This is a genomic window from Gilliamella mensalis (genome assembly GCF_900103085.1).
In the GTDB taxonomy this organism is placed as follows: domain Bacteria; phylum Pseudomonadota; class Gammaproteobacteria; order Enterobacterales; family Orbaceae; genus Gilliamella; species Gilliamella mensalis.
Genome location: NZ_FMWR01000007.1, coordinates 88,515 through 110,539 on the forward strand (window position 1 = coordinate 88,515; position 22,025 = coordinate 110,539).

At 37.0% G+C, this 22,025-nt stretch carries 18 protein-coding genes and 1 pseudogene; 10 read left to right on the forward strand and 9 right to left on the reverse strand.

The genetic code is table 11. The annotated features are described in order from the left end of the window. Positions 1–53: 53 nt before the first annotated feature. Positions 54–629, reverse strand: coding sequence for a peptidylprolyl isomerase (gene slyD / locus BQ5209_RS03460; protein WP_085247158.1), 576 nt, complete (start codon positions 627–629; stop codon positions 54–56). A gap of 203 nt (positions 630–832) precedes the next feature. Further along, complete coding sequence (gene fabI / locus BQ5209_RS03465) at positions 833–1,621, reverse strand: enoyl-ACP reductase FabI (RefSeq protein WP_085247159.1); 789 nt, start codon at positions 1,619–1,621, stop codon at positions 833–835. Between the two features lie 194 nt (positions 1,622–1,815). Here fabI and tehB point away from each other — a divergent pair, with 194 nt between their 5' ends. Then, positions 1,816–2,676: an SAM-dependent methyltransferase TehB gene (gene tehB / locus BQ5209_RS03470; RefSeq protein ID WP_085247160.1), complete on the forward strand. Its 861-nt coding sequence runs from the start codon at positions 1,816–1,818 to the stop codon at positions 2,674–2,676. 43 nt (positions 2,677–2,719) lie between these two features. Here tehB and fmt read toward each other — a convergent pair whose 3' ends face one another. Further along, entirely contained in the window at positions 2,720–3,682 is a 963-nt protein-coding gene (fmt, locus tag BQ5209_RS03475) for a methionyl-tRNA formyltransferase (protein WP_085247161.1), read from the reverse strand. Between the two features lie 376 nt (positions 3,683–4,058). After that, positions 4,059–5,936 (reverse strand): SLC13 family permease, encoded by a 1,878-nt coding sequence (locus tag BQ5209_RS03480; RefSeq protein WP_085247251.1) that lies wholly within the window; start codon positions 5,934–5,936, stop codon positions 4,059–4,061. 248 nt (positions 5,937–6,184) lie between these two features. Between BQ5209_RS03480 and BQ5209_RS03485 the strand changes: the two genes are divergently transcribed. Next, positions 6,185–7,906, forward strand: a complete 1,722-nt coding sequence (locus BQ5209_RS03485) for a thiamine pyrophosphate-dependent enzyme (RefSeq protein WP_085247162.1) — start codon at positions 6,185–6,187, stop codon at positions 7,904–7,906. Positions 7,907–8,013: 107 nt separating this feature from the next. Here BQ5209_RS03485 and edd read toward each other — a convergent pair whose 3' ends face one another. Both edd and BQ5209_RS03495 read right to left on the reverse strand, forming a co-directional pair. Then, a complete protein-coding gene (edd, locus tag BQ5209_RS03490; RefSeq protein WP_085247163.1) occupies positions 8,014–9,819 on the reverse strand; it encodes a phosphogluconate dehydratase in 1,806 nt (601 codons plus the stop codon). Between the two features lie 39 nt (positions 9,820–9,858). Then, on the reverse strand, positions 9,859–10,353 hold the full coding sequence (locus BQ5209_RS03495; protein ID WP_085247252.1) for a gluconokinase, GntK/IdnK-type: 495 nt from the start codon (positions 10,351–10,353) through the stop codon (positions 9,859–9,861). Positions 10,354–10,677: 324 nt separating this feature from the next. Between BQ5209_RS03495 and gatA the strand changes: the two genes are divergently transcribed. From gatA to BQ5209_RS10990, 8 genes and pseudogenes are all read left to right on the forward strand, one after another. Then, positions 10,678–11,130 carry a PTS galactitol transporter subunit IIA gene (gene gatA / locus BQ5209_RS03500; protein WP_085247164.1) on the forward strand — a complete coding sequence of 151 codons (453 nt, stop codon included), beginning with the start codon at positions 10,678–10,680 and terminating at the stop codon, positions 11,128–11,130. A gap of 15 nt (positions 11,131–11,145) precedes the next feature. Beyond that, positions 11,146–11,430: a PTS galactitol transporter subunit IIB gene (gene gatB, locus BQ5209_RS03505; RefSeq protein ID WP_085247165.1), complete on the forward strand. Its 285-nt coding sequence runs from the start codon at positions 11,146–11,148 to the stop codon at positions 11,428–11,430. Positions 11,431–11,434: 4 nt separating this feature from the next. Next, complete coding sequence (locus BQ5209_RS03510; RefSeq protein ID WP_085247166.1) at positions 11,435–12,817, forward strand: PTS galactitol transporter subunit IIC; 1,383 nt, start codon at positions 11,435–11,437, stop codon at positions 12,815–12,817. 105 nt (positions 12,818–12,922) lie between these two features. Further along, positions 12,923–13,966 carry an alcohol dehydrogenase catalytic domain-containing protein gene (locus BQ5209_RS03515; protein ID WP_085247167.1) on the forward strand — a complete coding sequence of 348 codons (1,044 nt, stop codon included), beginning with the start codon at positions 12,923–12,925 and terminating at the stop codon, positions 13,964–13,966. Between the two features lie 94 nt (positions 13,967–14,060). Then, positions 14,061–14,834, forward strand: coding sequence for a DeoR/GlpR family DNA-binding transcription regulator (locus BQ5209_RS03520; protein ID WP_085247168.1), 774 nt, complete (start codon positions 14,061–14,063; stop codon positions 14,832–14,834). Positions 14,835–15,023: 189 nt separating this feature from the next. Further along, positions 15,024–15,968 (forward strand): hexose kinase, encoded by a 945-nt coding sequence (locus BQ5209_RS03525; protein ID WP_085247169.1) that lies wholly within the window; start codon positions 15,024–15,026, stop codon positions 15,966–15,968. 21 nt (positions 15,969–15,989) lie between these two features. Then, positions 15,990–16,844, forward strand: coding sequence for a tagatose bisphosphate family class II aldolase (locus BQ5209_RS03530; RefSeq protein ID WP_085247170.1), 855 nt, complete (start codon positions 15,990–15,992; stop codon positions 16,842–16,844). Between the two features lie 931 nt (positions 16,845–17,775). Continuing rightward, positions 17,776–17,918, forward strand: a pseudogene (locus BQ5209_RS10990) (class II fructose-bisphosphate aldolase); the annotation flags it as partial. Between the two features lie 122 nt (positions 17,919–18,040). On the opposite strand, the gene agp reads toward BQ5209_RS10990, so the two are convergent. The 3 genes from agp to BQ5209_RS03545 all read right to left on the reverse strand — a co-directional run bounded on the left by agp (position 18,041) and on the right by BQ5209_RS03545 (position 21,995). Further along, positions 18,041–19,300, reverse strand: a complete 1,260-nt coding sequence (gene agp, locus BQ5209_RS03535; RefSeq protein WP_085247171.1) for a bifunctional glucose-1-phosphatase/inositol phosphatase — start codon at positions 19,298–19,300, stop codon at positions 18,041–18,043. Between the two features lie 425 nt (positions 19,301–19,725). Continuing rightward, positions 19,726–20,886: an ABC transporter permease gene (locus tag BQ5209_RS03540; RefSeq protein WP_208609941.1), complete on the reverse strand. Its 1,161-nt coding sequence runs from the start codon at positions 20,884–20,886 to the stop codon at positions 19,726–19,728. Further along, a complete protein-coding gene (locus BQ5209_RS03545; protein WP_085247172.1) occupies positions 20,883–21,995 on the reverse strand; it encodes an HlyD family secretion protein in 1,113 nt (370 codons plus the stop codon). Before BQ5209_RS03545 ends, BQ5209_RS03540 begins: the two co-directional genes overlap by 4 nt. Between the last annotated feature and the right edge of the window lie 30 nt (positions 21,996–22,025).

Below are 22,025 nucleotides of genomic sequence, written 5' to 3' on the forward strand. Positions count from 1 at the left end.
ATAAAAAGCGCTATGCAGCGCTTTTATAATTTCATTTTAATGGGGGGGATGGATTAGTGACAACCACATCCTCCATGACCACCGCCACAGCAACCCGTGTTTTCATCATCTTCATCTTCATGAGAGTGACCACCACAGCCACAACCACCATGTCCGTGATCATGTCCATGTTCACCATGAATATGACCATGAGCAATTTCTTCTTCAGTTGCTTCACGGATAGCTAATACTTCAACATTAAATTTTAGGTCTTGCCCTGCTAGCATGTGGTTGCCGTCAATAGTAACGCTATCACCATCGATAGCGGTAATTTCAACAGGTAAAGAACCCTGATCAGTATCTGCAAAAAAGCGCATGCCTACTTCGAGTTCATCAACGCCGACAAATACATCACGAGGAACATTTTGCACAAGTGCATCATTAAAATCACCATAGGCATTAATTATTTCAACTTCAAATTTATCACCAACTTGATGACCTTCTAGCGCGTTTTCAAGATCTTGTAATAGATTACCAGCACCTTGTAGATATTCAAGGGGGGCAGTAGCGGTTGCTTCGTCAACTAAAACGCCATCTGTAGTACGCACTTGATATGCCATACTCACTACTGTATTTTTTGCTATTTTCATTTTTTCTCCAACAAACTGTTACCGTGCAAATTGGCATAAATTTTAACGGAAAAAACAGTATATGTATTCTAAATTTTATGTTTTTGTTCAAAACTTACAAAAAGAATAATATAAGTAAGTAAGATAGTAATTTGATATTAAATATCATTAAAAAGGCGCAACCATGAATGGTTTAGCGCCTTTTTCATATATGATGAGATTGCTTATTTAAGTTCTAACTCATTCATTGCAGCGATGCTAAATCCACCATCGACGTGAATTACTTCACCAGTAATGCCTGATGCTAAATTAGAACATAAAAATGCTGCTGAATTGCCGACATCTTCAGTAGTCACTGTGCGACGAATTGGGGTTACTGATTCGCAGTGAGATAACATCTTTTTGAAATCTTTAATGCCTGATGCGGCAAGTGTACGAATTGGACCTGCTGAAATTGCATTAACACGTACACCTTCTGGTCCCATCGCATTTGCCATATAACGTACATTGGCTTCGAGTGATGCTTTAGCAAGCCCCATCACATTATAGTTAGGGATTGCACGTTCAGCGCCAAGGTAAGAAAGCGTAACCAGTGCTGAGCCTGGATTTAACATTGACCGGCATGCTTTAGCCATGGCAACAAAGCTGTAAGAGCTGATATCGTGAGCGATTGAAAACCCTTCACGAGTTACAGCATTAACATAATCACCATCTAATTGATCACCCGGTGCAAAAGCGATAGCGTGGACAAAACCGTCGAATTTATCCCATGTTTTTGCAAGTTCAGTAAATAGTTCTGTGATGCTTTCATCATGTGCAACATCGCAAGGTAGAACGATTTTTGAACCAAAATCAGCGGCAAACTCCTCAACACGACCTTTTAATTTATCGTTTTGGTAAGTAAAAGCAAGTTCAGCACCCTCACGATGCATAGATTGTGCAATACCGTAAGCAATAGAACGGTTACTTGCAACACCCGTAACAAGTATACGTTTGCCTGTTAAAAATCCCATAAATTGTTCCTCTAATGTTTTCACTATATAGTCTAGGATGGTGAAGATTATATGTTGATCAAGCCAACTTCGCTACAATAAATTTATGTTTCGCTACTTGTTGTTATTTTAACTGGTGTTACTGCGAGTTGTTTAGACGCTCAATAATTGACTATAATAGTCAACTATTGATTTGTTTTAAGGATGATATTATTTTGGAAAATTTATTTAATTATAAAATGTTACCTGTCTGGGATGTTAAAAATTTACCACAAGTGTTTTGCGAAAAATACCATACCCAAGAAGGTACATGGGCACAGTTACACATTATTGCTGGTTGCTTAGATCTCGAGATATTAACAACGCAAGAGGAGATCAAAAGTCGACACCATTATGATATATTGCATCAACCACCACTTATATTACCGTTGCATTGGTATCGTATTGTCAATGTATCGGATGATCTAAAATGTCAGTTAGCATTTTATTGTCAACCAGAGGATTATACTCATAAAAAGTACCAAATGACTAAAACACATTCTGAAGTGGTGTCTGCTTGCCAATTTATACCTAAGGGTAGAGCATTAGATCTTGGTTGTGGATCTGGTCGTAATTCGCTTTATTTGCAATTATTAGGTTTTGATGTCAACGCTGTTGATAAATCGGAACAGAGTATTAATAATTTACAACAGATTATCAATGATGAGAATCTAAACCATATTACAGCATCTAACTATGATATTAACCAAGCCAACTTAAAAGGTGAATATGATTTTATTATCTCAACAGTTGTGATGATGTTTTTACAACCAGATAAAATCCCAGATATTCTTCATAATATGCAGGCTATCACCAAACGTGGCGGTTATAATCTTATCGTCTGTGCAATGTCGACGGCTGATTATCCTTGTTCAGTGGGATTTTCATTCACATTTAAAGAACAAGAATTACTCAACTACTATCAAGGTTGGGAAATTTTAAAATACAATGAAGATATAGGTCAATTACATAAAACTGATATTCATGGTAATCGTATAAAATTGAGATTTGCAACACTGTTAGCGAGAAAACGATAAATATTACAGGATTAAATATCCTGTAATATTGCAGTTTGGATGCTTAATCCATACTGAGCTTTTCGCCAACAACAAACCAAGACTGACGAGAATTTAATAAATCTTGTGCTGACATTGGTTTTTTACCTGCTGGTTGGAGCTTTGTCATATTTAATGCACCTTCGCTAGTTGCGATGCAAATGCCGTTTTTGTCTGCTTGCAAAATCGTGCCAGCAGGCTGTTTTGAATCAATTTCAACGATTTGAGCTTGCCATACCTTAACCGGTTCGCCATTAACGATAAAATAGCTAATCGGCCATGGGTTAAAAGCGCGGACACAACGCTCGAGTTGCTCGGCAGATAAATTCCAATCAAGTTTGGCTTCTTGTTTGGAAAGCTTTTCGGCATAGGTAACTTTCGCTTCATCTTGCTTTTCTGGTTGGATTTTCCCTTCACTGATTAACGCTAATGTATCAAGCAGACCTTGGGGACCAAGCTTTGCTAGTTTTTCATACAGCGATGCGCTGGTATCGGCTGGCTCAATTGGGCAGGTAAGCTTATAAAGCATATCACCTGTATCAAGTCCTGCATCCATCTGCATAATGGTAATGCCCGTTTCTTGATCTCCTGCCCAGCAAGCACGCTGAATCGGTGCTGCGCCACGCCAGCGTGGTAATAATGAACCATGCACATTTAAACAACCCAGTTTGGGCATATCAAGCACCGCTTGCGGTAAAATAAGCCCATAAGCAACAACAATCATAATGTCAGCATTAAGTTCAGCGATGATTTTTTGGTTTTCTTCGGATCTAAGCGTTGCGGGTTGATAAACAGGCAGACTATTTTCAATCGCTAATTGTTTAACAGGACTTGCGGTTAATTTATTACCACGACCCGCAGGGCGATCGGGCTGCGTAAAAACCGCTATTACATTATGGTTAGTATCAATGAGCGCTTTTAAATGGGTAGCTGCAAAATCAGGGGTTCCAGCAAAAATAATATTTAATGGTTTAGTTGCATGAGGCATAAGTATTATGTCCATAATCGATAAATTATATGGATTATACCTGAAATTTTAGAGAGAATCTTTAATCAAAAAGATATCACAATTATTATAAATACCTTTTATTTGTATCAAATTTGAAGGTAATATTTATAAAAGTAGAAGATGATGAACTACCTCTCTTTCATAAAGATTAATAATAGTATTTTTTAAAGATTATTTTGGGTTAGCTAGGTTTTAGACATTATCACTATTGCTATTTATTGCACTCAATAGACAACGCGCCCGAAGCAAACTATTACCAAATCATGTCCATAAAACCGGCAAAAGCTATAAAAAATCAGTAAATCTATTTAACTTTTTAATTGTTTTTTAAAGAAAACAATTAAAAAGTTAGTTTTTAAAACGGAAAAAATATTGGCACTAAAGCAATATCCACCGCCATTACCAAAAAAGTTAACGGTACGCCAATTTTAACAAAATCCCCAAAGCTATATCCACCCGGTGCAACCACCATGGTTTTAATTGGTGATGATACGGGGGTAATAAATGATGCCGATGTGGCAATGGCAACCGTCATGGCAAATGGATAGGGCGAATAATCAAATTTTAGTGCTAAATCAATGGCGATTGGTGCAATTAAAATGGCGGTTGCAGTATTGGATATAAATAACCCAATGGTTGAACATAATAAAAAAATAAATGTCAGCACCATGTAAGGCCCGAAAGAACGTAGGTGAACTTCAAGCCAAGCAGATATAAGCGAAATACCGCCTGTTTTATTGAGAGCAAGTGCAAAAGGCATCATACCAATAATTAAAATTAAAGTTGGCCAGTGTATGGATTTGTAGGCATTAGTCATATCAATACAGCGCGTCGCGCCCATTAATAAACAAGCGATTAAGGCGGCAACCACATTAGGTACAATGCCAGTTACCATTAACGTAATCATGATGGCGAGATTAATTAAAGCTGCGGGTGCTTGTGAACTTGCTGGTGCAATATCGTCGATATCAGCCGGAAAGTCTAAGACCACAAAATCACTGGTTCGCGTTTGTAATTTTTGGATCGATCCCCAATCGCCACAAACTAATAAAGTATCGCTCATTTCTAAACGTTCTTGGAATAAGTTGTTTGTTTCAACGGGTGCATGATTGCGCCAAATACCAATTACAGTCAGAAAATATTTTCCTCTAAAACCGATTTCATTGAGTGTCTTACCACATAGTGTAGATTCTGGTAGTAGGGCAACTTCTGCCATACCGACTTGTTTAACTTGCTCTGAAAAGTACTCACCGCGTAAAATTTTTGGTTCAAGGCTATTGGTGGTTAAAAAGGTGCGATAATCCGCTTCCGAGTGTGACATATCCAGTAGCAAAATATCATTTTCACGAAACTCAGTTGAACCATTAACTGGAATTAATACTTTGTGGAATTTGCGCCAACGTTCAATACCAATAACATTTACACCATGTTCACTACGCAAATGCAAGCCATCAATTGTGCGCCCAACAAAAGGCGAGCCAGCTAATATTTGTGCACGGTGGGCACGGCCAATTAATTTATAGTCACGGATTAAATCGGTAATTTTTCGTCTTTGTGGTTGAATATTAGTTGGGGTGATTTGTTCAGCAGTGAGCAACCAATTGCGTGTTAATATGCAATAAATAACTCCGACAATTAAAACACCGATCCCGATTGGCGTAATCGAGAAAAAACTGAATTCAGTCAAAGCTGCGCGGTTTAATTCACTGTTAACAACAAGGTTTGGTGCTGTTGCAACTAAAGTCATCATGCCACTTATTAATGCCGCAATACAAAGCGGCATCATTAATTTTTTAACATGAATACCCGTGTGATTGGCAATACTAATGGCAACAGGGATGAAAATGGCTACAACCCCTGTTGAACTCATGACTGAGCCAAGCAAGGCAACACCTAACATAATACAGGTAATAATGCGAATATCATTTTTGCCTGCTATTTTAAGAATATATTCGCTCATTTTGTATGAGACGCCCGTTCTCACTAAGCTTTCCCCAATAATAAATAATAGCGCAATTAAGATTATATTGGGATCACTAAAGCCCGCTAATGCCTCCGCTGGTGTTAATACACCACTAATGGTGATAGCTGTAATTGTGAGTAATGCAATAATGTCCATTCTCAATTTACTAAATGAGAAGAGTAAAATGGCGGTAAATAACAATAAACAGACGATAATAAAAGGAAAATATTGGTTTAAATAATCAGGCAAAAAAGCAGTAATCGACGACATTAAACTATGCCCAGATGACGATTGTTCCACGGGATATGACTCTATTATTTCGATAATATTTTCGACATAATACCTTGATTTATTACAATAGGGAATATATTTTCTTAAACTTTGTTGTGCAATATTATAACAACGGTTGTGTTTTTAGCATTTATTGCTATTTATGTTAAATCCTATTCGCGTTATTAAAATGTGGGTGTAATTTATGCAAATAGGTGAATACATTCAAAGACCTTTTAGGAGATTATATGTCATCAAAAAAAACAGTTGCACAAATTATCGTTGATATTTTAGCTGAGGTTGGGGTTAAGCATTGCTATGGTATTGTGGGAGATACGTTAAATCAGATTTCATCAGCTATTAAAAAAAGTGATATTGAGTGGGTTCATGTTCGTCATGAAGAAGTGGGGGCTTTTGCAGCAGCGGCAGAAGCTTATTTAACAGACCAAATTACGGCTTGTGCTGGATCTTGTGGACCAGGAAGTTTACATTTTATTAATGGTATTTATGAAGCACAACGTAATCGTGTTCCTGTTATTTTGTTAGCAAGTCAGCTCAGTACTTCACAACAAGGTACTGACTTTCCACAAGACGTTGATTTTGAGACGCTATATAAAAATTGTTCTGTATTTTGTCGGCAAATCAATGATCCAACTCAGGTAAGAGAGATTACTACTGCTGCTATTCAAGCTGCAATTAATCAACGAGGTGTTGCTGTTTTAGTGATACCCTATAATATAAGTTTAGAGAAAGTTGAAGATAATAGTGGTCATAAAATTTATCATCCTCATCCTGTTATTCGCCCATCAGATAAAGAACTTGCCGAAATTGCCAGCCTTCTAAACGAGAGTAATAAAGTGACTATTTTTGCCGGACAAGGTGTCATGGAGGCTCATGATGAACTTATTGCCTTAGCAAATAAATTAAAATCACCGATTGTACATACTTCTAGAGCAAAGGATTTTGTTGAATATGATAATCCTTATAATGTTGGTATGACGGGGATGTTTGGCATGGAGTCAGGAACAACAGCAATAAAAGAGTGTGATGTGCTTTTAGTGTTAGGGGCTGATTTTGCATGGTCACAATTTTATCCTAATAACGCTAAAATTATCCAAGTTGATATTGATGCAACACATCTTGGTCGACGACACCCAGTAGAAATAGGCGTGGTTGGCAGTAGTAAGCCGACTATAGCGGCACTCTTGGCGTTAGTCGATGATAAGCAAGATGCTACTTTTTTAGAGATGTGCCAAAATTTATATGCTAAAGCAATGCGTAAATTGAATAAAAAAACGGTCTCTTCTCACTCGACTATTCATCCCCAATATTTAACTGAACTTGTTGACCAATATGCAACAGAAGATGCCGTGCTCTGTGCCGATGTTGGTTCAGCTATGGTTTGGGCATGTAGACACTTTAATACCAATGGAAAAAGGCGAACAATAATTAGTTTAAAACATGGCACTATGGCAAATGCAATGCCTCAAGCGTTAGGGGTGCAAAAGGCCTTCCCTAATCGTCAAGTTATTACTTTATCCGGTGATGGTGGTCTAAGTATGTTAATGGGGGATTTATTAACCACAATCCAAGAAAATTTACCAATAAAAATCATTGTACTGAATAATAGTTCGCTTAACTTTGTTGAATTAGAGCAAAAAGTCGAGGGATTAGTGGATCACTATACCAATTTACAAAATCCTAATTTTGCAAAAGTTGCACAAGCAATGGGCCTGTTTTCTATAAGTGTTGATGATTCACAGATGCTTGAATCGGCGATGCAATCATTTTTAGCTCACCCTGGCGCTGCGTTATTAGATGTTAAAACAAGTGCGAATGAGCTAGTGATGCCACCTGAGATTCATGCTTCACAAGTCATGGGGATGGCACTTTATGGAGTCAAAGCGTCATTAAATGGAAAGGTAGGCGATGTAGTAAATTTATTGGTCGATAATTTTATTAAAAAATAATCGAGTCACATGTTCGCATTGATAACATAGAAGAATTGGTAAATATTTTTATAACAAGAATGTATTTTTTAAAAAGCTTCTGCCGCATAGGCGGCAGAAGAACAGAATTAGAAGCTAACAGCCCCTTCTTCTGCGGAAGTTAAATTTTTACGAATAACGGTGAACAGTTCACGCCCATAGCCAAGATGCGAATCGGACAAGTCGAAAGGATAAGGTTGACGTTGAGCCAGCTCTGTTTCCTCAACTAATAATGTTATTTCGCCAGTTTGACCATTAACTCGAATCATATCACCTTTTTGGACTTTACTTAATAAACCACCATCATAAGCTTCAGGGGTAATATGAATCGCTGCTGGGACTTTACCTGATGCTCCCGATAATCGACCGTCAGTTAACAAGGCAACTTTATAGCCTTTATCTTGTAGTACACCCAGCGGCGTTATTAGTTTATGTAACTCTGGCATACCAATTGCTTTTGGTCCTTGATAACGCACAACAACCACACAGTCTTTGTCTAATTTACCTGCTTTATATTCGGCTTCTAAATCATATTGGCTATTAAAGATCACTGCTGGCGCCTCAATAATTTGATGTTCAGGTGCTACCGCAGAGGTTTTCATAATAGCACGGCCAAGGTTGCCTGACATCACTTTTAATCCACCATGTGAATTAAACGGTTTTTTGATTGAGGCAATGACGCTCTCATCTAATGATTTTGTTGGACCTTCGCGGAAAGAGAGTTTGCCATTTTCTAAAATAGGCTCTTGAGTATAACGGCTAAGCCCACGTCCAACCACAGTTTCAACATCTTCATGTAATAAACCGCCGGCTAATAATTCTCGAACCAATAAAGATGTACCACCAGCGGCTTGGAAGTAGTTAATATCAGCAGGCCCATTTGGATATATTCGACAAAGTAAAGGCACAACGGTTGATAAGTCTGAAATATCATCCCAATTGATAATAATGCCGGCAGCTTTCGCCATAGCAACAATATGCATGGTTAAATTTGTTGAACCACCTGTTGCAAGCAGTGCAACTAAACCGTTGACAATGACTTTTTCGTCGACCATTTTACCAACAGGCATATAATTTCCTGATTGGTTGGTCAGGCGAGTAATCTGTTTAGCAGCAGCATTAGTTAATTCAAAACGTAATGCGGTTTCAGGATGAACAAAAGCCGCACCAGGCAAATGTAACCCCATTAATTCAATCACCATCTGGTTACTATTGGCTGTACCATAAAAAGTACACGTCCCGCTGGTGTGGTAAGAGGCTGATTCTGACTCTAGTAAATCTTCTCGCGAAGCTTTACCTTCAGAGTAAAGTTGGCGGATACGTACTTTTTCTTTATTGGATAACCCCGATGGCATCGGGCCTGCTGGCACAAAAATAGCAGGTAAGTGACCAAATGTTAATGCACCAATAAATAATCCGGGTACGATTTTATCGCATATACCAAGATAGAGTGCACCATCAAACATATTATGTGAAAGTCCAACGGCAACTGACATCGCAATTACATCGCGGCTCATTAGTGACAGTTCCATCCCAGGCTCGCCTTGTGTCACACCATCGCACATGGCAGGTACCCCTCCCGCCATTTGCCCAACGGCGCCAACTTTGTGCAATACTTTGCGAATTTGCTCTGGGTAAAACTCGTAAGGTTTGTGTGCTGAAAGCATGTCATTGTAAGAACTAATAATACCAATGTTGCTTTTTAATATATTTTTTAGATCTTTTTTGTCATCAATACAACAAGCAGCAAAACCATGCGCTAAATTACTACATGGTAAACTAGATCGCGTTACTTGTTTACTCATAGCGTGTTCTATTTTTTGTAAATAAGCAGTACGAGAAACCTTAGAACGCTCAATAATACGTTGAGTTACAGCTTGAATAGTCGGATTCACATTAACCTCTTGTTATTTCGCTTCTATTTTTTATATTTTTTAACAATGACATATTGTGCGTATTACTTGTTCTGTATCGTGTACAACCGCTTTTAATGGTTGTTCGATATTGATGTTGTAAACATCTTTCTCATCGGCATTGGGTTCTTCAAGGGTATCAAATTGTGATTGAAGCATACCGGTTTTTTGGTAGTGTCCTTTACGTTTTGCTAAACGTTCGGCAATGATATCGTAATTTCCTTTTAAATAAATAAAATGTACGTTTTCATTTTCACCACGAATAATATCTCGATATTTTCGCTTTAATGCCGAGCAGATAATAATTGAAACATCGTTAACATTACTCATAGCAAAAGCAGCATTACTGATTAAGCTAAGCCAAGGCATTCGATCTTCATCGTTTAAGGGGATACCGCTGCGCATTTTTAAAATATTGGCCTTTGGATGTAAAAAATCACCATCTAAGAAAGCAGCATCGAGATCATAAGCCACTTGTTTAGCAACTGCTGATTTACCACAACCTGATACACCCATTAATACAAAAACTTGTTTATTTTTTTTAGTCACTGTTGATCCTTAGCACATCCCGTTTGTTACGGGTAACATTTTGACATGTTAATCTCTATTTGCAATCTAAAAAAATTTTTTTTGTGATCTGGATCAGATTTTATTTTTAATCCTTAAATAGATAATTTGTTATCTGTTTTTGGCTCTTTACAGTGAAAAATAGATTTCGATCACAAAAAAATAAAATCCTATTTGCTTTTTAATTCGAAAGAAAATAATCTTTCGATATTGTTTTTGTTTTCGAAATTTATAATTTAAAAACTTACATAAGAATAATAGTGGAGAACAGCGATGAACAAATGTCAACTTCTTTTCGAAGACAATCTTAAATTTGACAATGAGTTAGAGGCATTAACTTATGTTAGTGAACAATTACAACAAAAAGGGATTGTTAAAGAAAGCCATTTGCAGGCTTTAATTGACAGAGAGGCATTATTTCCAACAGGTATTGCTTTTGATGGATATGCGGTGGCCATTCCTCATTGTGAAGCAACGCATGCTAATACACCAGCAATTTTTATTGTTCGCACTCAAACACCGGTTGCTTTTCATCGAGCCGATGATGACAGCACCGTTGATGTTTCATTGATTATTTCACTTGTTGTGACTGCCCCAGAAGATCAAATTGAACTATTAAAAGCACTTTTTTCAAATCTACAAAATGAAGAATTCTATCAGTTTTTATTAAATGCCCCGCAGGATGAAATAGCGGTGCATTTTAATAACGAGATATTTAACCAATAAGTTTCAGGAGGCACTATGAAAAAAAAGATTATTGTTGCTTGTGGCGGTGCGGTTGCAACATCAACTTTAGCTGCAGAAGAGATAAAAGAGTTGTGTAGCGAAAATAATATTCAACTTGACCTGGTTCAATGTCGTATCAATGAAATCAATACTTTTATTGATGATGTTGATTTGATTTGTACTACAGCCAGAATGGATCAAAGTTTTGGCGATATTCCAATTGTTCATGGCATGCCTTTTGTATCTGGTGTGGGTATCGACCAGTTGAAAGAAAAAATTTTATCTATTTTAAAAGGATAAATCTATGTTTACTGAAATTATGCAGTACATTTTGGATCTTGGTCCATCGGTGATGTTACCCATTGTGATTATCCTATTTTCGTTAGTGCTAAGAATGAAAGTGGGTGATGCACTAAAAGCGGGGATTCATATAGGAATAGGGTTTGTTGGTATCGGTCTGGTTGTTGGTTTGCTAACCAGTTCGGTTGGGCCGGCAGCTCAAGCGATGGCAGAACGATTTGATATTAGCCTAAATGTTATTGATGTTGGTTGGCCAGGGGCTGCACCAATGACTTGGGCATCACAAATTGCTTTAGTTGCTATTCCTATCGCAATTGGTGTGAATATTGTTATGTTAGTTTTAAGGTTAACTCGAGTGGTTAATGTGGACATTTGGAATATATGGCACATGACCTTTACCGGTGCGCTTGTTTATATTGCAACCGGCTCTTACTGGCTTGGTATTGCAGGGGTTATTGTTCATGCCATTATTGCTTATAAACTCGGTGATTGGTTTGCCAAAGATACCAAAGATTTTTTTGAGCTTGACGGTATTGCGGTTCCTCATGGTACGTCTGCATATTGTGGTCCAATTGCTGTTTTTGTTGATGCTGTTATTGAAAAAACGCCGGGCATTAATAAGATTAATTTTAATGCTGTTGATATGCAAAAACGGTTTGGTGCGTTTGGTGAGCCTGTGACTGTTGGCTTATTCATGGGCATCATATTAGGTTTATTAGCTGGATATGGTGTGAAAGAAACGCTACAACTAGCGATTCAAACTGCAGCGGTAATGTTATTAATGCCACGCGTGATTAAGCCTATTATGGATGGATTAACACCGATATCTAAGCAAGCGCGTAAACACTTGCAATCCAAATTTGGTGGGCAAGATTTTCTTATTGGTTTAGATCCCGCATTGTTGTTAGGGCATTCAACGGTGGTATCGGCGAGTTTAATTTTTATTCCATTAAGTATTTTTATCGCCATCATCCTACCTGGTAATGAAGTTTTACCTTTTGGTGATCTGGCAACTATTGGCTTTTTTATCGCAATGGGAGTTGCGGTGCATCAAGGGAATCTGTTTAGAATCATTGTTTCAGGCTCTATCATTATCGCCATTACACTTTGGATTGCCACCCAAATGATTCCATTGACAACAAAACTAGCCATTAATGCAGGCACGATGACTGCAAGTAATGGTGTTTCAGTTGGGGCAATGGATCAAGGTGGGTCACCCATTACTTATCTTATGGTTCAGTTGGTCAACTTAGAACAACCTATTGGCTTTGCCTTTATTGGATTGTTTTATCTTTTCTGCTTATTTTTGACCTGGAAACGTGCTCAGAAATACCAATTATTTACGAAAGATCTGCAGTTAACTCAAGATGATGGAGTAAAAAAATAATCCCAAAATAATCAATCACCACCAAAATCAATCAGAGTGCTTTCACTCAGTCACTAGTGAAAGCAATACATCAACGTAATTTGTTTACCAATAAAGGAAAATAACATGAAAGCGGTTGTTGTCAATGAAGGGGGAGCTTTATCTATACAGAATATAGAAATGCCCAAAATAACATCTCCAGACCAAATTTTAGTAAAAGTCGCTTATTGTGGATTATGTGGTTCTGATATTCCGCGTATATTTCACCATGGTGCTCATTTTTACCCCATTACACTTGGCCATGAATTTAGTGGTACTGTTGTGGATAGAGGATATAGCGTGACAGAGTTTGAGCATGGTGATTTAATCTCTTGCGTACCATTATTGCCATGCTTCAAATGTGATGAATGTCAAAAGCATTACTATTCACTCTGTAAAAATTACACTTTTGTTGGTTCAAGAATAGTCGGTGGCTTTGCGGAGTATATCGTATTAGATAAGAAAAATGCATTTAAATTACCTAAAGGTATCAGTCCACTTGAGGGCGCCTTTTTTGAACCAATGACCGTTGGGATGCATGCATTGCTATTGGCGGATGGATGTGAGGGTAAAAATGTTGTCATCGTTGGTGGGGGTACAATTGGATTACTTGCAATGCAATGCGCCAAGGCAATGGGAGCCAAATCAGTTGCGGTGCTTGATATTAACCGGCAGCGCCTCGATCTAGCCAAACAATTAGGCGCTGATGCGGTATATCATTCTCAAGACCTTAGCACCGAAGCGATCTACCACGCTTTATCTTCATCTCGCTTTGATCAAATTGTATTAGAAACCGCGGGTTCACCTGTTACAGTCAACTTAGCCATTGAAATTGCAGGCCCTAGAGCGAAGATAGCTTTGGTTGGGACACTTCATCATGATATTACACTTCCAGAAAAAACATTCGGACTGATTTTACGAAAAGAGTTACAAATTTTAGGCAGTTGGATGAACTATTCAGCGCCATGGCCAGGTAAAGAGTGGCAACTAGTAAGTCAGTATTTTATGGATGGAAAAATAAAACTTGATGAACTGATTGCTGGCATGGGTGACTTTGATTCATTTATTAAACAAGTTACAGCCTTAAATGGTCGCCCTATGAATGGCAAAATTTTATTAAATTGCATGTAATTATTTTGATTTAAGTCAGCCATTGAAAATGAAACCTTATCTTTTGATTCTGTTTGTTATACACTGCTAAAAAATTTTCGAAAAAGGAAATAGTATGAATGCAAGTGAAAGACGCCAACAGATAGTAGAACTTCTTAATATGAAAGGGACGGTATTAGTTTCTGATTTGTCGGAACAGTTTAATGTTTCGGAGGTCACAACCAGAACCGATCTGAGATTGCTAGAAAAACAAGGAGTGCTAACACGATTTCATGGCGGAGCAACCAAAATCATGAATAACGGTGACTTAAAATCATTTAAAGAGCTGCAATTAGAAGAACGTTATCAGCGATTTATAGAAGCTAAAAAACGTATTGCAATTGAAGCGGTTAAACATGTTAAAGAAGATGACACTATTATTTTAGATAGTGGTAGTACCACCATGTTGATAGCTGAAGAGCTTGTAAAATTGAAGCATATTACCGTAATTACCAATAGTCTTACTTCTGCATTTATATTATCAGACAATAGTGACATTATGCTATTTATGTGTGGTGGTACACTTAGACATAAAACCCGTTCTTTTCATGGAAAAATTGCTGAGCAATCGTTAACTGGCATCTCTGCTGATATTTTGTTTGTTGGTGCAGATGGAATTGATGCAAAGAGAGGAATAACAACGTTTAACGAAGGTTACACTATCAGCAGTGTTATGGCTAATGTCGCCAAAAATGTGATTGCCGTGCTCGATTCATCAAAATTTGGGCGTAATGGGATTAATGTTGTGTTACCACTTAGCCAACTAGATACCATTATTACCGATACTGATGTTGACAGTAGCTGTAAACAAGAATTTGTGGCGAAAGGTATTAGTCTAATAGCCGTTTAATATTTGCGCTTACAATGGTGTGCCTTTTTTAAAATATCTTTAACCAGTGATAAATATTAAGAACCATTGCTTGTTTAGGTTGGATACCGTGAATGATAAAAGCGCTTGTTCCTAATTAAAGTCTATTTAATGATATTGATCATTTAAACCTGTTATTTCTCCCAACGATATTAATGCGTAGGTGAGAATATGATATTAACAATTACGATGAACCCTTCGGTGGATATATCGTATCCATTAAATAAATTGGTTATTAATGATATTAATCGAGTCTCAAAGGTAAAAAAAACTGCCGGAGGTAAAGGGCTTAATGTAACTCGAGGCATTAAATATTCAGGTATTCCCGTTCTTGCATCAGGCATTATTGGTGGAACAACGGGCGAGTATATTCAAAAACAATTAGATAACGATAATATTAATTACAACTTTTATATCACCCAACATGAATCAAGAAACTGTATTGCCATTTTACATGAGGGAAACCAAACTGAAATCCTCGAGTCAGGGCCTGTATTAGATAATCATGATGTTAATGTTTTTCTGGAACACTACCAGAATTTGCTTAGCCAAGCGCAGGTTATTGCTATTTCAGGGTCATTGCCACAAGGATTTCCAGTTGATTTTTATACTCAATTAATTGAAAAGGCAAATAAGTATCAGATCCCAGTATTGCTAGACTCATCGGGTAAAATGTTATTAGAAACACTCGTGTCTAAAAATAAACCTTTTTTAATCAAACCCAATAAAGATGAACTACAGCAGATTATTCAAATGGATATCGATCCAAATGATGTAGCTTCATTAGTTAAAGCCGTCAATCATCCTTTACTGAATGATATTGCTTTTATCATCATCTCATTAGGTAAAAATGGCGCTTTTGCTCGTTGTCATCACAACTATTACCAAGTATCAATTCCTAAAATTAACGTGGTTAATCCTGTTGGATCGGGTGATGTTACGTTAGCTGGGCTTGCTGTTAGCATTCATGAAAATGAAGCTATAGAGGTAATGCTTAAACGTGCGATGACCATGGGAATGCTAAATGCAATGGAATCGCAAACCGGTTTTGTCAATATGGATAATTATGACAAGTATTATCAACACGTTAAAGTGACAAAAATCATTGCAAAATAACAGATTAATGAGGATTAAATTATGTATCTTATTTCTAGCCAAGAGATGTTAAAAAAAGCTCAACGTGAATGTTATGCCGTGCCTGCATTTAATATACACAACCTTGAAACTATCCAAGTTGTTATTGATACTGCTAAACAGATGCAATCCCCCGTGATACTTGCAGCAACACCAGCAACTTATAGTTACGCAGGAATACAGTATTTAATCAGTATTTGTAAAACAGCAGCAAGCATTCACCATTTTCCTTTTGCGTTACATTTGGATCATCATGAAAATATCAGTGATATTCAAACAAAAATAGAGGCAGGAATTCGCTCGATTATGATTGATGCTTCGCATTATCCCTTTGAAGAAAACATCGATATAGTTAGCAAAATGGTTGCTTTTAGTCATAAATATAATGCTAGTGTTGAAGCAGAACTAGGTCGCTTAGGTGGGCAAGAAGATGATCTTATTGTCGATGATAAAGACAGCGCTTTTACCGATCCCGATGCAGCTAAAGAATATGTTGAACGAACTCGGATTGACTCTTTAGCGGTGGCAATCGGTTCAGCACATGGCCTATATAAAGGTGAGCCAAAACTGGATTTTGATCGTTTAGCAAAAATCCGCAATAAAGTTGATATTCCGTTAGTCTTACATGGCGCATCGGGTATTCCCGAACAAATGGTTAAGCAATCAATTCGTTTGGGCATTTGTAAAGTGAATGTGGCAACCGAATTAAAAATTGCTTTTTCAGATGCTTTAAAACAAGATTTTAAACTCCATCCTGACGCCAACGATCCTAGGCACTATATGCAGCCAGCAAAAGCCGCCATGAAAAAAATTGTTGAAGATAAAATTCGCATTTGCGGTAGTGCAGGTAAATTATAATATGAAAGATTAAGGCGTTGTTTTGAGTTAGCTGGAACGTTAATCAATTCATTACCAGCAGTTGATCACTGCTGGTTAAAATGCGTTAAGTGACAGCAAGTTAATTATTTGTAGGAATGACTCGCGTTGTTTACCGTAATTTAAAAAAAGATTGTAATGATAGACATAACCCAGTATCCCAAACAGGTGATACGACGCCTATATCATAAAGAAAAACCACCGTCACCGATTTGGCTAACCGCTTTATGATTAGTTTCCCTGCCATTTATTGCACCAAAAGTCCTCATTAAACATTAAATAACCTGCCCTTATTGAATATAAAACATGGAAACAGATAGCGTCATTTTCTAGATGAGTTGTGTGCACACTATCGGGCATTTACCTGTCTGTTTGCTTTTTAGACTCTATTTTTTGTAAAAAATATTCAGGATTCTATACCGTTTCGTGATGAATTTAGACTTCTCTGTCTCCCATTTATTAAAATATGTGATAGTCATCGTATCAATCAAACATTCACAAAATCTGCTTGCCAACAAACGGCTATTAAAGTCGCAAGAGATAGCGACTTTAATAGCGATTTTGATGTTCACTTTTAGGCGCTATTTTTGTAAAAAATATTCAGGATCCTATACCGTTTCGTGATAAATTGAGGATTCTTTGGATCTGATTTATTAAAATGAGTGATAGCTATCGTATCAATCAAGCAAGCATTGACAAAACCTGTCAGCCCTTAAACGAATGGATACATCGAAAGCGTAATACGTTCGTTAATGGAGAGGTCGCACAATCGGCAAATAATGAGCGATTCAAAAGATAAAAAACTAAAAGTTTAAGCGAGTTTTGACAAAACGCCGTATCATTTTTGAGGATTTCTTTCATCATGAAGTGTAAACAACTCGGCGTTTACTTATCAATTATGATTTATATTTAACGAACTCAGATTGATTTTTTAGCGGTGGCAATCGGTTTACTCATAGTTTATATAAAGGCGAACTAAAGCTAGATTTTAACTGTTTAGCAAAAATCGGTGATAAATGTGATATTCCTTTAGTCTTACATGGCGTATTGGATATTTTCGAATAAATTCTACATCAAATAGCTACTTACAATACGTTACATGACTTGGATTATTAACTCATCAACGTATTGTTTTTCAAGATACCATTGCCGCGATTTGGCATGAATGATTTTATTGTTTATTTAATGATATCTCCCATCACCTGTTTAAACGTTGAAAAAGAACAGAACCCCTTCACATTAGTTGGGCAGTTTGTCATGGTTAACGTAACTTTTTGTGGTGGATTATGACGATTTAATGGTGATAAATTGCGAATTTGTTCAGTGGATTGGTAAAAGTATTCTATTTTCATTAAATTCTCACCACTACGATTGTCGCGCCATTTTTGAAATACGACTTTACCTCCGATCGGTGTGGTTTCAAATTGATTAGGCAAGTTATAGGATTGAATTTGCATAGCGGAAAATAATGAAGCAACATTGGAATCGTGCCCCACTAAAAGAGTGAATTTAGCTGTCTCTCCATTGTCAGTAAAAGCGTGATTAATATAATTCACTAAATTTGCAGAAACATGTTTTGCCACGGTAGGTGAGCCAAATAGTACGGTATTATAATGCTCTTTAATAGCAACAAGTTGTTTTAACTGTTGCGCATCTTTTATTTTACCCCAAGCAATCTTTTTTAAAGGTGTTCCTTCATAATATTGTAAAATGAAGGCGTCAGCAATTGATGTGCCGGTACGCAGTGGTCCAGTAATGCCGGGTTCTTTTCCTTTTTCTATTATTAACTCTGTTGGTAAATCAATAAAGTCGCACTGTTTGTCAGTGATGCAATTAGTTGATTTTTGATAATCAATTATCTTAGCCATATTTTGATATGCGTTGTTAAGTTTTTTATTTAAACCTGTAATACCATTTACATCCGCATTTTTGTTAATTGAAGCAATAGCAGCCTGCTTAAATTCAACACTATCATCTCTAATTACAGGGAAAAATAAGGGATCCATCTGACCAAGTTTTTCTTTATGAACGATCGGTAAAATACATCCGGGGTAGGCACCAACAATAAAAAATTGCCCTGTTGCAATCGTTCGTTGAAGACTATTAGTATAAATATAGACATCTTTTTCGTTTGGACAATTATCGGCAGTTAATAATTTATTATCGGCTAACCACTGACTAAAATAGTGGCCAAAATAGCTTTCTAACGCTCCTCCTCGCGTTGTTAAATAACTGGCTGGCGTATCCGACTGTGGCCATTGATAGGGTGTGATTTTACCTAGAGTGCTTGTTGGACTAGCTAACGGGGCCCGTAAACCATGGCGACTAAAAACCACAACTTGCTCTAAAGTGTAATCATCATGGTTATCTGCTGCATATGTTGAAAATGATACAATACATGCCAAACCTAACATCCCTTTGAATACTATTTTTTTCATATGTTTTCCTCTGAATTATATAGATGATGATTTCATTGATGCAATGCTTAATTTTTTTATGGTAATTGTTGTCTGCACAATGTTTTTATAAGAATAAAAACTGATTCTCGGTATTTGAGTTTTAATTGGATTATCCAATAACGGCTTTCTTTATTTTTTGTAAAAAGATAATCCTTGATAAGAATAAAAGAAATGAAATTTTATGCTATAAGTGATGGTGCTCACAAATTTTCCCCTTTATGAGCAAGATAGTTGAAATTTACAGTCGTTTAGAATAGAAACATAATAGGTTTTGTGCTTAATTAAGTATGATGAGTAAATTAGGCTTTTTTTAATATAGATAATTTTATCGATTATTTTGTTTCGAGCGAGGCATTGTTATTTTTAATAATGCTTAAAACGCTCGAAACTAAAACCACCAATAATTATGATGCATTAGCTGTCTTTTTGACTCGCTCAACAAACATCATTACCACAAAAGCAATAACCGTTAAATAGATGATGTAAGCCCCATAAGTTGCTAACATATCAATCAGTGAACGCCCTCGCATGGCAAAATCGCGGAAAAATCGAAATAACCAAACTAATGGAAATGCGTGGCTAATGTAGTATGTCCAAATTGGCATAATACCCACTGCCATTGTTGATCCCCCCATAATAAACCCCGGCGGAACCAAGAAGATCATTCGGCTTGCACCTTCGCCCGGATTATTTGTTGTCCAAGAAAGTAAAAAGGCTAACCAACCAAAAGCAAGCCCTGTCATAAATACACTTGGTACAAAAGCAAAATAGTTACCTTCAAAACGCAGTTGTCCAAATATTACCAGTATAGCGGTAATAAGGGTTAATGCGGTTGTGTAAAATAGTGCATAAGGAATTGTTCTTGCTAATAAAGATAAGAAGCCTCTTTCTATGGCCATTTGCCACATGCCGGTTACTTTTAATCGACCAATAATCATTAATGAGGTTAACCCGTAAGTTAATGATGAAAAAAAGTAAACAAAATAAATAATTGTTGAAATTGTCGATGAACTCGCTGGATTAAACAGGTAGCGTGTTTTAAGTTGCATGGGTGATAAGGTCGCTTCAATGCCTTCTTTACCAAGCCCTAATGCGGCGATTTTACCAACACTCAGTTCGGCGCCTAATTCAGGAATATATTCATTAAGACTTTGTAGTACTTTGGCATTTTGTGCATCATTGGTGTCATCAGCAAAATAACCTAGGCGAACGGTTTGCTCGCCTTTTTTTAAGCTTTTTTCTAAGCCTTTAGGAATATATAAAACACCTAAATTACGATCGTGTGAAACTAAGGTTATGGGGTTTACTGGCGATCTTATGACCTCGGTTACTTCAATGTAAGGTGATGTATTGACTTTACTAATTAATTCCGTCGAATAATTTGAGCCGTCAAGGTCAATCACTGCAATTTTACCTTCAAATACGGCTCCGTGACTTAATACAATAGAAAACACCAGCGAAACAATGGCCGCTAAGCCAAGCGAAACTTTATAATAAGGGATAAAGTGACCTGACAACATGGCGTCAAGTTCTTCAAGCATAGATTTAATGATGTTTTGCATCATTGATCCACCTCAAGTGTCATTCCGGTTAATAGTTTTGGAATCGATTCTATGTAAATTCTAACTTGATAAGAGGTTAGATCGGCTTGACCACGTTCTCGTGTCATACGTAAATCGGCAAATGATGGCGCAGCGGTGGCAAAGCGGACTTTACCTTTTACTTCTTTATTTAGCGCAATCACATTAGCGGTGATAGTTGTGTCAGGTTGATAATCATTCACCATTTTTTCATTCACATAAATGTCGATATATTTGCGGTTAGTCTCTAACAATACTGCTGGCGCACCGTTGGGTACCATTTCGCCATCTTCAAACATTAGTTTTAATATTTTTCCATCTTCAGGTGCTGTTAACGTTAGTCGTTCATAATTGAGTTGTAACTGTTTTAATTCAGCTTCACCTTGCGCAAGTTGTGCCTTAAGCTGTGCTAATTGATTTTGGCGATTTTGGAGCTTTTGCCGTGCAATTAAGATGGACTTTAATGTCATACCGGTTGCATTTTGTGTTTGTTCAAATTGGCTAATTTGTTCTGGTGTTGCACCAATCATTAAAGTCGATAATTGGCTTTCAATTTGCACAACTTGCATTTTGGCATTAATAAATGCATTACGTGCATTATCAAGTTGTGACTGTGAGTTGCCACCTGTTTTTCGTAATTGGGTTTGGCGATCAAATTCAGTCGTCGCTAAATTGCGAGCAGATTTTGCTGCTTCTAAATTGGCTTGTACTTCTTCAATTTTGCGCCAATTTGTTAATTCTGAAAGGTTAGTTTCATTTTGCGTAATTTCAATAGCGGCTTGTTCTTGATTGACTGCTGCTTTTTGGCTATCAACTAAAGCTTGTAAGCGATCGATAGCCAGCTTGGTATCTATGTCTTCTAATTGCATTAACCGATCACCTTTTTTTACCATTTGTGACTCTTGCACAAATCGCTGGGTGACTTTTCCGCCGACATTTTGAAAGGCAATATTAATTTCGTCAGCTGTTAATACGCCAGATTTAATGCTTTTGGCAACAGATACCGCATCATTTCTTGAACCTACAAAGATTAAAAATGAGCCAAAAATGAGTAGAAGTAAAAAGATAACAGGAATTTTGACATTTTTTTTCATATATAGCTTATTTTCCATTTATTTAGTCAG